Annotated in this window: 14 protein-coding genes; 1 reads left to right on the top strand and 13 read right to left on the bottom strand. The window is 71.7% G+C overall.

Annotated elements, in window-relative coordinates:
* The 13 genes from QL985_RS03690 to dacB all read right to left on the bottom strand — a co-directional run.
* Positions 1-623 (bottom strand): PH domain-containing protein (locus QL985_RS03690; protein WP_290147590.1); only part of this gene is annotated, 623 nt, incomplete at its 3' end.
* Positions 620-1,135, bottom strand: a complete 516-nt coding sequence (locus tag QL985_RS03685; RefSeq protein ID WP_019310545.1) for a PH domain-containing protein — start codon at positions 1,133-1,135, stop codon at positions 620-622. The genes QL985_RS03685 and QL985_RS03690, both read right to left, overlap by 4 nt.
* Positions 1,119-1,673 (bottom strand): DUF3180 domain-containing protein, encoded by a 555-nt coding sequence (locus QL985_RS03680; protein ID WP_019310546.1) that lies wholly within the window; start codon positions 1,671-1,673, stop codon positions 1,119-1,121. The genes QL985_RS03685 and QL985_RS03680 overlap by 17 nt, the downstream gene beginning before the upstream one ends.
* A complete protein-coding gene (gene folK / locus QL985_RS03675) occupies positions 1,661-2,182 on the bottom strand; it encodes a 2-amino-4-hydroxy-6-hydroxymethyldihydropteridine diphosphokinase (protein WP_019310547.1) in 522 nt (173 codons plus the stop codon). The genes QL985_RS03680 and folK overlap by 13 nt, the downstream gene beginning before the upstream one ends.
* Complete coding sequence (folB, locus tag QL985_RS03670) at positions 2,182-2,595, bottom strand: dihydroneopterin aldolase (protein WP_019310548.1); 414 nt, start codon at positions 2,593-2,595, stop codon at positions 2,182-2,184. Before folB ends, folK begins: the two co-directional genes overlap by 1 nt.
* Before the next feature lie 7 nt (positions 2,596-2,602).
* Positions 2,603-3,454 carry a dihydropteroate synthase gene (gene folP, locus QL985_RS03665; RefSeq protein WP_050899497.1) on the bottom strand — a complete coding sequence of 284 codons (852 nt, stop codon included), beginning with the start codon at positions 3,452-3,454 and terminating at the stop codon, positions 2,603-2,605.
* Positions 3,455-3,633: 179 nt separating this feature from the next.
* Positions 3,634-4,284, bottom strand: a complete 651-nt coding sequence (gene folE / locus QL985_RS03660; protein WP_019310550.1) for a GTP cyclohydrolase I FolE — start codon at positions 4,282-4,284, stop codon at positions 3,634-3,636.
* Entirely contained in the window at positions 4,285-6,414 is a 2,130-nt protein-coding gene (gene ftsH / locus QL985_RS03655) for an ATP-dependent zinc metalloprotease FtsH (protein ID WP_121566838.1), read from the bottom strand.
* Positions 6,415-6,667: 253 nt separating this feature from the next.
* On the bottom strand, positions 6,668-7,219 hold the full coding sequence (hpt, locus tag QL985_RS03650; RefSeq protein WP_019310552.1) for a hypoxanthine phosphoribosyltransferase: 552 nt from the start codon (positions 7,217-7,219) through the stop codon (positions 6,668-6,670).
* Positions 7,216-8,337 carry a tRNA lysidine(34) synthetase TilS gene (gene tilS / locus QL985_RS03645; protein ID WP_259906125.1) on the bottom strand — a complete coding sequence of 374 codons (1,122 nt, stop codon included), beginning with the start codon at positions 8,335-8,337 and terminating at the stop codon, positions 7,216-7,218. The genes hpt and tilS overlap by 4 nt, the downstream gene beginning before the upstream one ends.
* A 4-nt stretch (positions 8,338-8,341) precedes the next feature.
* Positions 8,342-8,803 (bottom strand): DNA-binding protein, encoded by a 462-nt coding sequence (locus QL985_RS03640; RefSeq protein ID WP_208546781.1) that lies wholly within the window; start codon positions 8,801-8,803, stop codon positions 8,342-8,344.
* Positions 8,804-8,858: 55 nt separating this feature from the next.
* Positions 8,859-9,956 (bottom strand): zinc-dependent metalloprotease, encoded by a 1,098-nt coding sequence (locus QL985_RS03635; protein ID WP_208546779.1) that lies wholly within the window; start codon positions 9,954-9,956, stop codon positions 8,859-8,861.
* A 132-nt stretch (positions 9,957-10,088) separates the two neighbouring features.
* Positions 10,089-11,633 (bottom strand): D-alanyl-D-alanine carboxypeptidase/D-alanyl-D-alanine-endopeptidase, encoded by a 1,545-nt coding sequence (dacB, locus tag QL985_RS03630; protein WP_191550747.1) that lies wholly within the window; start codon positions 11,631-11,633, stop codon positions 10,089-10,091.
* Positions 11,634-11,822: 189 nt separating this feature from the next.
* Between dacB and QL985_RS03625 the strand changes: the two genes are divergently transcribed.
* On the top strand, positions 11,823-12,338 hold the full coding sequence (locus tag QL985_RS03625; RefSeq protein WP_259906121.1) for an inorganic diphosphatase: 516 nt from the start codon (positions 11,823-11,825) through the stop codon (positions 12,336-12,338).
* Positions 12,339-12,400: the final 62 nt, after the last annotated feature.

Here is a 12,400-nt window from a genome sequence, read left to right as displayed (position 1 = left end):
GGGCCCGCGTCCTCGGAGGCGGACCCGAGGTGGTCGGTGGCCGCGCGCTGGGCGGCCACGAGGAGCTGGCGGCGCAGCTGCTGCGCGTGCTCCCGCCCGAGGTAGGACAGCTCCAGAACGCTCGACCCGCCGTCGGCCACGTCGAACTTGAGGGACGCGAGGCCCAGGATGCGTGGCAGGAACCGGCGTTCGATGTCGATGCCCTGCACCCGGTCCAGGCGCGCCTGGCGCTGGGTGCGGAACAGCCACCCGCTGCGGAAGCGCACGTGGTCCTCCGTGATCTGGTAGCGGATGAACCACCAGGAGAGCAGACCCAGGGCGATCAGCACACCCAGGGCGCCGCACAGCACGGCGAGCGCCAGGCCCAGGCCGACGACCTCGACCGCCCCGCTCACGTTGACCTCAAGGGGCTCGTGCTTGACCAGCGAGGACACGAGGTCGTCCACGAACGCGTTGCCGATGCCCCACACCAGGGCCACGAGCAGCAGCCAGCTGCGCACGAACGGGGTCAGCGGGTGCACCCGGTGCCACACGCCCTCGGCGTCACCGCGCACGGTGATCTCCGGGGCGTGGCCGACGGGCCGTTCCGCGGGTGCTCCTGCGGCGGAGTCCCGGCCCGTCACAGGCCCACCATGTGCTCTTCCCCGCGCTCCGTGAGCTGCTCGCGCAACCGGTCCGCCTCCTCGCGGGGCAGCCCGGGCAGCACGGCGTCGGTGCTCGCGGCGGCCGTGTGCAGGGTGACGGACGCGAGGTTGAACGCGCTGAGCAGGGGCCCGGTCTTGATGTCCACGTACTGCATGCGCCCGTAGGGCACCACCGTGACGGTGCGGAAGAACAGGCCCCGGCGCAGCCACAGCTCGGTGGGTGCCTCCGCATAGCCGATCGCCCGCACCCTGCGGGGCACCAGGGCGAGGTTGATGCCACCCCACACGAGAGCCACCGCGGGCAGCAGCCACAGCCACTGCGCGGTCCCGCGGTCCCAGAGCCCCAGCAGCGCGAGCACGAGGGGCACCGCCATGAGGACCACCCACACCACCGTGGCCGTCACCGCGCCGATCACGCGCACCGTGACGTACTTGGGTGAGACCCGCCGCCAGGACAGATCCGGCGGGCTGAGCTCATCGGTGGCGGGCATAGCCTCCCTCTCCAGTGGCGTACGGTTCCTGCCGTCCACCGTAAGGGGTCTCCTCCTCCGCGTCCGGGTCATCGGGAGGAAGCCTGCAGGATTTCTCCACGATCCACCCGAGCACGGTGAGGCCCACTCCCACCACCACCTGGGCAACGCACTGCCACAGGGACTGCTGCGTTGAGCGCACGCCCAGCAGCGTGAGCTGGTCCAGCCCGACCCCCGCGTGCCATCCCGCGCACAGTGCACCGTAGTAGGCCACCGCCTGCGCCGCCGCCGCCGTGCCCACGGCCCACACGGGATCGTAGGGCTTGCGCTTCGCGGGGTCACGACGCCGCCCGGCGCCCTTCCCGGGGTCGCGGTAGGCACGCAGCCGCAGTCCCAGGTAGGCCAGCACGACTCCCGCCCCCACCTCGGCGAGCACGCTGATCCAGGGCAGCACCAGCAGGCTCTGGCGGCCACCGGCCACCACCTGGGTCATGCTCCAGCCGATGGCGGCGGCCACGAGTGCCGCGGCCGCGAGGGACAGCGGGTTCAGGTAGCGCACGGCGGCTCCTCCGGTCGCAGGGTGTGCTCGGTGACCACGAGGTCCTCGCGGTCCGGGGCGGCGTCCGCGAGACGCGCCACGGGCACGCCGTCCAGCTCCGCAGCGGGGTCCATCAGGGCCCACGGGCGCAGGACGAAGGCGCGCTGGGCCGCGCGCGGGTGCGGCAGCTCGAGCCGGGGGTCGGTGCTGCGAACTCCCGCCACGCAGATCACGTCCAGGTCCAGGGTGCGCGGGCCCCAGCGCACCTCGCGCGTGCGACCGTGGCGGTGCTCGATCCCCTGGCACACCTCCAGCAGCTCGAACGGGGTGAGGTCCGAGGACAGCTCCACCACCGCGTTGAGGTAGTCGGGTGAGCCCTCGGGCCCGCCCACCGAACGGGTGCGCACCACGGGAGAGGTTGCCAGCAGAGCAATGCCCGGGGTCGCGGCCAGCTCCCGGACGGCCTCTCTCAGCGCCGTGATCCGGTCCCCGAGGTTGGCCCCGAGCGCCACGACGCACCGCAGCGGCATCAGCTGCCGTCCTCAGAACGGACGGGGCGGCGTCGGACGATGCTCACGGCCACGTCCGAGAAGGTGACGTCGATCGGCGCCTTGGGCTTGTGCACCGTGACCTCCAGCACCGCCACGGCGGGGAAGGTCTCCAGCAGGCTGCGCGCGATCTCCTCCGCGAGGGCCTCGATGAGCTGGAACCGCGTGCCGATGATGATCTCCCGGACCATCTCGGCCACTTCGCCGTAGTGCACGGTGCGCGTGAGGTCGTCGGTGCTCCCGGCGGGGCGCAGGTCCATGTGCAGGACCAGGTCCACGAAGAAGGGCTGACCGCTGCGGCGTTCCTTCTCGAAGACGCCGTGGTAGCCCACCGCGCCCAGTCCGGTGAGGACGATGCGGTCGTGGCTGCTCGGATCGGGGGTCGTGGTGGTCATGGTGGCCTCAGCTCTCGGTGTCACGGGGGCGCAGGACGGGTGGCTCGATCCCCCGCCACGCGTGGGCGGCGGCGACCGCGTCCACCGAAGCGGGCACGTCGTGCACGCGCACGGCCCAGGCCCCGCCGAACGCGGACAGTGCGCTCACGGCGGCCGTGGCGCCGTCGCGCTGCGTGACCGGGCGCGGGGTGCCGCCCTCCGCGAGCAGCGCCCCCAGGAACCGCTTGCGGGAGGCTGCCACGAGGACCTTGTGGCCGAGCTCCCGCAGCCGCGGCAGCGCTCGGAGCAGCTCCCAGTCCTGGCCACCCGCCTTGGCGAAGCCCAGCCCGGGATCCACGACGAGCCGCTCGGGACGGACCCCGGCCGCGAGCAGACGGTCGCGCACGGCCGTGAGCTCCGAGAGCACCTCGCCCACCGTGTCGGTGTAGGTGGCCAGACCGGTCATGGTCTGCGGGGTGCCACGAGAGTGCATCAGCACGTACGGCACGCCGCTCTGCCCGACCAGCTCGATCATCTCGTCGCTCGCGGCGGTTCCCGAGACGTCGTTGACGATGTGGGCGCCGGCCTCGATCGCGGCGCGCGCGGTGTCCGGGTGGAACGTGTCCACGCTCACCACCACGCCGTGCCGGCTCAGCTCGCGGATGACGGGCAGCACCCGACGGCGCTCCTCCGCGGGGTCCACTCCCTGCGCGTGGGGCCGGGTGGACTCCCCGCCCACGTCCACGATGTCCGCGCCCTGCTCGGCGAGACGCAGGCCGTGCTCGACGGCGGCGGCCTCGGAGTCGTGCCGACCACCGTCGCTGAAGGAGTCGGGCGTCACGTTCAGCACGCCCATCACCAGGGTGCGCCCGGTGGGCAGCGCGTCGAAGGAGCCCCACCCGAGGGGCGCGCCCCCGCCCGCTCGGGCCGGTGCGTCCGGACGAGAACCGTGGCGGGCGGCGTCGTGGACGCCGGTTGCGACGTGAGAAGCGCCTGTCGCGACGCCCCGGGCGCCGGTCGCGGCGGCCGGGAGGCCGGTGGCGGCGTCGCGATCGCCCGTCACCGCGAGTGCCCCGCGGCGATCAGGTTCATGGCCTCGGCCCGCGTGGCGGGATCGCGCAGCTGGCCCCGCACGGCGGACGTCACGGTCTTGGCTCCCGGCTTGCGGACGCCCCGCATGGACATGCACAGGTGCTCGCACTCCACCACCACGATCGCGCCGGCGGGGTGCAGGTGCTCCACGAGCGCCTCGACCACCTGGGTGGTCAGCCGTTCCTGGACCTGCGGCCGCTTGGCGAAGAGGTCCACGAGGCGCGCGAGCTTGGACAGCCCCGTGACCTTGCCCTCGGGACCGGGGATGTAGCCCACGTGCGCGACCCCGTGGAACGGCACCAGGTGGTGCTCGCACGTGGAGTAGAACGGCACGTCGCGCACCAGGACCATCTCCGAGTGGCCGATGTCGAAGGACGTGGCCAGCAGCTCGGCCGGGTCCTCGTGGAGCCCCGCGAAGACCTCGGCGTAGGCGCGAGCCACCCGTTCGGGGGTGTCCCGCAGACCGCTGCGGTCCGGGTCCTCCCCCACGGCCAGGAGGATCTCCCGGACGGCCGCCGCGATGCGGGGCTGATCCACGGCGGCGGCCGTCTCCGCACCCGCCACGTGCTCCAGGTACGAGCCGGAGACGGGCTCACCGGGTTCGTGCTGGTGCGTCATTCAGCGGTTCTCCCGCCGGACACCACCCGGTTCCTGGCCGGGCTCCCCGCCCGGCGTGCTCCCGGAACCGGAGGAGGACTGGCCCCCGGGCTGCGGGTCCTGGTGCTCCGGGACCTCCAGCGGGTGCTCCGGCTTGGCGGCAACCGCCTGGTCCTGGGGCGCCATGGTGCTGGGGTCCTGCAGGTTCTTGCGGCGGGCCTCCTCGTGCTCGGCGGCGGTGACCACCGGGGGCACGTGGGAGATCTCGCGCTCCTCACCGGACTGCCACACGGGACGCACGTCCCGCAGGGTCACGTCCCGGAAGATCTCGCGGATCTGGGCCTCGTTGAGGGTCTCCTTCTCCAGCAGCTCCAGCGCCAGGCGGTCCAGCACGGGCCGGTTCTGCAGCAGGATCTGGTGGGCCTCGTCGTGCGCCTGCTCGAGCAGCAGCCGCACCTCGTCGTCCACCACGGCCAGGGTGCGATCCGAGTACTCCTTGGAGCCGGAGCCCATCTCACGGCCCACGAACGGGTCCGAGTTGTCCCCGCCGATCTTCACGGAGCCGATCTTGGAGCTCATGCCGTACTGGGTGACCATCTTGCGCGCGGTGTCCGTGGCCTTCTGGATGTCGTTGGAGGCCCCGGTGGAGGGGTCGTGGAACACGATCTCCTCCGCGGCGCGCCCACCCATGGCGTAGGCCATCTGGTCCAGCAGCTCGTTGCGGGTGGTCGAGTACTTGTCGTCCGAGGGCATGACCATGGTGTAGCCCAGGGCCCGGCCACGCGGCAGGATGGTGATCTTGGTGACCGGGTCCGTGTTGCGCAGGGCCGCCGCCACCAGGGCGTGGCCGCCCTCGTGGTAGGCCGTGACCTTGCGCTCGAGCTCCTTCATCACGCGCGAGCGCTTCTGCGGCCCCGCGATCACGCGGTCGATGGCCTCGTCCACGGCGCGGTCGTCGATCAGCTGGGCGTGGGAGCGGGCGGTCAGCAGCGCGGCCTCGTTCATCACGTTGGCGAGCTCCGCACCCGTGAAGCCCGGGGTCCGCTTGGCCACCGAGGCCAGGTCCACGTTCTCGGCCAGCGGCTTGGTCTTGGCGTGCACGCGCAGGATCTGCTCGCGGCCCTTCATGTCCGGCGCGTCCACGCCGATCTGACGGTCGAACCGGCCCGGGCGCAGCAGCGCGGGGTCCAGGACGTCCGGGCGGTTGGTCGCGGCGATCAGGATCACGTTGGTGTTCGCGTCGAAGCCGTCCATCTCCACCAGGAGCTGGTTCAGCGTCTGCTCGCGCTCGTCGTTGCCGCCGCCCATGCCGGCGCCGCGCTGGCGGCCCACGGCGTCGATCTCGTCCACGAAGATGATCGCGGGGGCGTTCTCCTTGGCCTGCTGGAAGAGGTCCCGCACGCGGGAGGCACCCACGCCCACGAACATCTCCACGAAGTCCGAGCCGGAGATGGAGTAGAACGGCACGCCGGCCTCACCCGCCACGGCCTTGGCCAGCAGGGTCTTGCCCGTGCCGGGAGGACCGTAGAGCAGCACACCCTTGGGCACCTTGGCGCCCACCGCGGTGAAGCGGTCGTGCTCCACCAGGAACTGCTTGATCTCGTCGAGCTCCTGCACGGCCTCGTCCGCGCCGGCCACGTCCGCGAACGTGACCTCGGAGTTCTCCTTGTTGAACATCTTGGCCTTGGAGCGGCCGAACTTCATGGCCTGCCCGCCGGTCTGCATGCGGGAGAAGATGAACCAGAACAGGCCCATGATGATCAGGAACGGGAGCAGGAAGCGCACCAGGGACAGGAACCAGTTGTTCTCCACCGGCTGGTCGGTGAAGCCCTCCAGGTTGGCCTCGTCCATGGTCTTGACGACCTCTTCGGCTCGGGGCTTCACGTAGTAGAACTCCACCTCCTTGCCCAGGTTCTGGTCACCCTGGTGGTAGTCCTCCTTGAGGGAGAGCTCCACCTTCTGCTCGCCGTCGTAGATCTTGGCCTCGTTGACCTGGCCCTCGTCCAGCAGCTCGAGGCCCACGTTGGTGTCCACACGCGCAGTGGTGGGGCTGAAGAAGCTGGCGCCCACGGGCACCAGGACCACAATGGCCAGGAGGATCCAGAAGAGGGGACCTCTAAAGAAACTGGTGGGTTTTTTTGCCGTGGCCAAGCCGTTGATCCTCCCGTGGACGTGTCACGCTCTGCCGCGGTTCACCGTTTCTGAGTGCCGTCCCCGGGGCCCGGGGCGGACACGGCGGCCGTGGCGCGTATCGCACAATCTATCGTTTCGAGTGGCGCCGCAGCGCCTCGGGTGCCGTTCGTTCTTTCACAGCGCACACGATCGGATCACGGTACACGCGCCGTCCCGGTGTTCTCTAGGAGTCGTGCGAGCGCACCCTGGACCGGGTGTGTGCGCCGCCCACTCACTCGTAGACGTGCGGCGAGAGCGTGGCGATGCAGTCCAGGTTCCGGTACTTCTCCGCGAAGTCCAGGCCGTAGCCCACCACGAACTCGTTGGGGATGTCCCAGCCCACGTAGCGGACGTCCACGCTGGTCTTCATGGCGTCCGGCTTGCGCAGCAGCGTGCAGATCTCCACGGACCTGGTGCCGCGGGACTCCAGGTTGGTGCGCAGCCAGGACAGCGTGAGCCCGGAGTCGATGACGTCCTCCACGATCAGCACGTCCTTGCCGTGCAGGTCCGTGTCCAGGTCCTTAAGGATGCGCACCACGCCGGAGGACTTGGTCCCGGAGCCGTAGGAGGACACCGCCATCCAGTCCATGGGGTACTGGCCGTCGAGCTCGCGCATGAGGTCAGCCATGATCGGCACCGCACCCTTGAGCACACCCACCAGCAGGACGTCGCGTCCCTCGTAGTCGCGGTCGATCTGCTGGGCGAGGTCGCGGACCTTCTCGGCGATCTGTTCCTTGGTGAACAGGACGCCGCTGAGGTCGTCCTTGACGTGTTCGGCCTTCACTGGGCGCTCCCGGGGTTGTTCTGGGTGGACGATGTCTGCTGAGCCGCCGGGGTGGGCTCCCCGCGCAGCTCCAGGCACCCCCGCGCGTGGTCCGCGTCCGAGCGGTGCCGCCACGCGGCCACTTTACCCGCCATCTGCACGGGCCCGGCGGCGCCGTAGCCCAGGGCGAAGTCCTCCAGTGCGCCCAGCCGCTCGAACGTGGGTGTCTCCCCGCCCGCGTCCACGCACGCCCGGGCCAGCACACGACGCCGCAGCGCGGCCGGCATCTGCTGGAGCCCCGCGCCGTCGAGCAGCACGGACGACGCCGCTGTGCCCTCCACCTGCACCCGGGCGTCGTCGTACGCGGCGGCGGCCTGTTCCTCGAGGTAGTCGGCGTCCGCCCCCAGGACAGACGCGGTGCGGGCCAGGGCGCGCGCGACGCCGGGACCCAGCTGGGACTCCAGGAACGGCAGGACCTCGTGGCGGATCCGGGACCGGGTGAGGGCCGTGTCCGCGTTGCTGGGGTCGTGCCAGGGCTGCAGACCCTCCGCCGCGCACACCGTCTCAGTCTCCGCGCGGGTGATGTTGAGCAGCGGACGCAGGTAGCGCACACCGTCCTTGACGAGGCTCTCGGGCATGCCCGAGAGCGAGCGCGTGCCCGATCCTCTGGTGAGACCCAGCAGCACGGTCTCCGACTGGTCGTCGCGGGTGTGGCCCAGCAGCACCGCGGCCGCGCCCGTGCGCTCGGCGACGGCGCGGAACGCCTCGTACCGGGCGAGGCGTGCGGCCATCTCCGGACCGGTGCCGGTGCGGGCCACGTGCACCCGTTCCACGTAAACCGGATCCAGTCCCATGCCCCGCAGGGTGGCGGCCGTGCGTGAGGCCACCTCCGCCGAGCCCTCCTGCAGCTGGTGGTCCACCACCATGGCCCCCACCCGCAGCCTTCCCCGGCGCAGCAGGTGGGCGGTGGCCGCCGCAAGGGCGAGAGAGTCCGCGCCTCCGCTGCAGCCCACGAGCACCAGGGGCGGGGCGGTGCCGTTCCCCAGGTCCGGCCCGAGCGCCGCGTCCACGGTGCGCTGCACCGCGCGCCGCGCCCGTGCCACGGCGGGATTCAAGCGCCCGGTGCGTCCCTGCTGCACGCGCTCAGTCCTGGGTGGTGCCGGTGCGCCGAGCGCACTCCTCGGCCATGGCCAGCACCTTGGAGAGCACCGGGGTGCTGTCCCCGAGCATCACCAGGGCGCGTTCCAGCTCCCCCGTCGGCACCACGCCGGCCAGCGCGGACACGGCATCCGTGTCCTTGGTGATCCCCGTGCGGATCTGGGACGTGGAGAGCACCGGCTGCGATGCCTCCACCCTGGTGAGGACCGCCTCGAGGTCCGAGGCCTCCGTGCTGTCCTCGAGCATGACCAGCCGTTCGTAGACGGCCGGATTTCCGATCTTGATGCGTCTGCCGCTGATGAGTTGGGAGAGCATGGGCGCGGACAGGCCCAGGACCTGGGCCAGTCTGCGCTGCGTAATGCCGTAGGCCCCCACCACGGCGCCAAAACGCTCTGACAACGGCTGACCGTACAGCCGAATCTGCTGATTGATGTTTTCAGAGCTCACGGGCTCATCTTGACACACCGGAGCTGGACGCCGCCCCGGGGCGTGGAACGGGGTCTCAGCCGAGAACCCGCCGCATCCAGGACTGGGGGTCGTGGATCTCGGCCTCGGTGGGCAGCGTCTGTGGGGAACTCCACACCGTGTTGAACTGCTCCATCCCCACCCGCTGCACGATGTGCTCCACGAACTTCTGACCGTTGCTGTACTGGCGCATCTTGGCGTCCATGCCCAGCAGGGAGCGCACCAGGCGGTCCAGGGCCCCGTGCGTGGAGGAGCGGGAGTCGAACCGGCGCCGGATGGTCTTCACCGAGGGCACGATGCTCGCGTCCACCGCGTCCATGACCGCGTTCGCGTGCCCCTCCAGCAGGGACATCACCGCGGTCACGTGGGACAGCGTGGCACGCTCGGCGTCCGTGAGGAGGTGGGTCATGGGACCGAGTCCCGCGTCCGGGCGGGGGTCCTTGGAGCGGCCCGCAAGCGAGGCGCCCACGGAACGCAGTCTCTGCCACGCGGTCGCATCCAGCGAGCCCAGCTGGGAGATCTGGCCCAGCATGTGGTCCCGCAGCCACGGCGCGGCCGCGAACTGCACCCGGTGCGTCTGCTCGTGCAGGCACACCCACAGCCGGAAGTCCTCCGGGGACACGTTGAGCTCCCGCTCGGTCCACAGCACGTTGGGGGCCACGAACATGAGCCGCCCGCCCGGGTGGGAGCGGGCCGCCTGCTCGGACACGAGGCCCGCGTACGGGTCGTACTGCCCCAGCACCTTGGAGGACAGGAAGCCCACCAGCGCACCCATCTCCGCGGCGGCGGCCGTGGGTGCCATCCCGCGCCCGGCGGCGTCGAACGTGGCCGGGTCCTTGCTGCGGAGCCTGTCGAAGACCGGCTGCAGGAGCACGGAGAACGTCTGCGTGTTGGCCTTGGACCACCCCGCCCGGTCCACCACGAGCACCGTGGAGTCCCGCAGGTTCTCGGCCGCGTCCAGTCCCGTGATGGCGTGCACGTGGTGCACGGACTCGTGCGCGAAGTAGCGCAGGGACTCCACGGCTCTGGACATCTCCCGCGGGGAGGGGGTGGGTCCTGCGGGGGTCACCTTGGCGGCGATCTGGGCGGCGGCGTCCCAGTCGACCAGCGAGCGGCGGGTCAGTTCTCGGCTCATGCGCTCACTCAACCACACCGGACTGACGTGCTCGGTGGGAAGTCACCCGCCGCAGACCGCCGAACGGAGGGAGCGCACCACGCCGGCACGCCCGGGTCGGCCGTCCCGCACGACCTTGCGTGCGACCCGGAGTCACCCGGTCCGCGCGAGCTCCGCGACCGTGCGGTCCACGTGGTCCTTGGCCTCGTCCGTGCTCCCCGTGACGCCGTTGAGCACCACGGAGTACACCAGCACGCGCCCGTCCTCCCGCTGCACGTACCCGGTGAGCGCCACGACGTCCAGCAGCGTGCCCGTCTTGGCACGCGAGACGCCACGGGCGGCAGCCTCCTGCGGATCGTCGAAGCGCTCCGAGAGCGTGCCGGTGCCCCCGGCCACGGGGAGACCCCGGGCGTACGGGGCGAAACGCGGCTCGGTGAGCAGCGTGTCCAGGGCGCCCGCCAGCGTGGTGGGGGTGACCCTGTTCCCCGGTGCCATGCCGCTGGCGTCCAGGACGTGCAGGCCGGTGGTATCGATCCCGTGCTCCCGGAGGGTGGCCGGCAGCATGTCCTGGACGCCGGCCACGCCGGCCTCCTGCCCGGAGCGCCCGGCGGCCACACGGGCCAGCGTCTCCGCGAGGGAGTTGTCCGAGTGCGCGAGCATGTAGGCGCTCTGCTCGTGCACGGGCGCGGACTCCACGCGGGCGATCTCCCGGGCCTCCGCGGGCGCACCGGCCCGGCCGCGCGCGGTGACCCGGGCGGCGTCGCCGAGCTCTGCCTGCAGCTGGCGCGCGAACTCGTCGAGGGCCGCCACCGCGGGATCCTCGGGCCGCTCCCCCGCGGCCCCCGGATCCGTGCCGTCCCGGGCGGGCACACGGTGCGAGTACAGGGCGATCGGGGAGACCCGCGTGATCTCCCCGGACGCCACGTCCTCGTCCTCCCACGCGGGGTTGCGGTCCGGTCCCGCGAACAGACTCGTGTCCACCGTGACGGTCACCGACCCCGAGACGCCTCCCGGGGTCTCCTGGCGCATGGTCTCGGCGGTGCGCTGGGCGAGCGTGCCCAGCCCGGCGTGGCCGTTGACGGCCCCGGGGTCCCCCGCGCCGGGGGCGAGCAGCGTGTCCCCGCCCGCCACGAGCGTGAGCTCCCCGGGTTCCTCGCCCGCGACCACGGTGGTGGCCAGCCGCTCCTGGGGCGCCACGTGATCGGCCACGCTCAGGGCCGTGAGAACCTTCTGGTTGGAGGCCGGGACCATGGGCTTTCCGGGTGACCGCCCCGCGAGCGCGGTGTCCTGCCCAGCTTCTTTCACGGTGGCCGCCGCGGTGCCCGGCGCCCCGTCCAGCCCCGCGTGCAGAGCGCGCTCCACCTCTGCGGGGTCCAGGGGCGCGGGGGCGGCGGCTTCCTCGGACGACGACGACGCCCGGGGCCCCGCGTCCTCCGCCCCTGCGGACGCGCTCGAGGTTCCGGACCCCGGTTCTCCCGCGGCGGCGTCGTGAGCGTCCGATCCGGAGGAGGACGATTCCGGTGAGGCGCCGGCCTCGAGCTCCGCGTGGGTCCGCCGCCACTGGGCCGCGGGTGCGAGCTCGCCCGCGATCGCGGGGACCGCGAGCACACCCGCCACCGCCACGGCGAGCGTCAGCAGCACGCACACGAGCACCCACGCGAGGCGGGCGGCCGGCGAGCGCCGGGAGGGAGATGGCATGGCCCTATTGTTCTGCACCGCTCCGACGGGGACAACGCACCTCCCGGTTCCCGGGCCCCGCGGCGGCCGGTGGGACCGTGACGGGCGTGGCCGGTATCGTGGAGTCATCTGCCCACGCGCCCGGTGCGCCGTGGGTGCCGGGTGAGCGCGCTGCCCGGGTCACATCATCACGACTCAAGGAGTGTCACCATGGAGCTGGACGTCACCATCGAGATCCCCCGCGGCTCTCGCGTGAAGTACGAGATCGACCACGAGACCGGCCGGATCCGCCTGGACCGCGTGCTCTTCACCTCCATGCAGTACCCCACGCACTACGGCTACTTCGAGGACACCCTGGGCGAGGACGGCGATCCCCTGGACGCCATGGTCATCATGGACGTGGACATCATGCCCGGCGTGATCGTGGAGGCCCGTCCCATTGCCGTGTTCAACATGACGGACGAGGCCGGCGGGGACGCCAAGGTGCTGTGCGTGTCCACCGACAAGCGCTACGACGACATCCAGGGCCTGGAGGACGTCAACGAGTTCCGCCAGAAGGAGATCCAGCACTTCTTCGAGCGCTACAAGGACCTGGAGCCCAACAAGTGGGTCAAGGGTGAGGGCTGGGAGGGCAAGGAGACCGCCGAGCGTCTCATCGTCGAGGCCCAGCAGCGCTTCGAGCAGTCGCAGTACGACTCCGCCGCGGAGGCCGAGCAGGACGGCTGATTCCCACAGGACTCCGAGGGGTCCCCGTTGCCGGAGCGCTCCGGCGGCGGGGACCCCGTCGT

Origin of the sequence: Kocuria sp. APC 4018 (assembly GCF_030407675.1) — a bacterium.
GTDB lineage: Bacteria > Actinomycetota > Actinomycetes > Actinomycetales > Micrococcaceae > Kocuria > Kocuria rhizophila.
The sequence above is the reverse complement of the archived record's forward strand: the minus strand, read 5'-3'. Positions and strand labels throughout refer to the sequence as shown.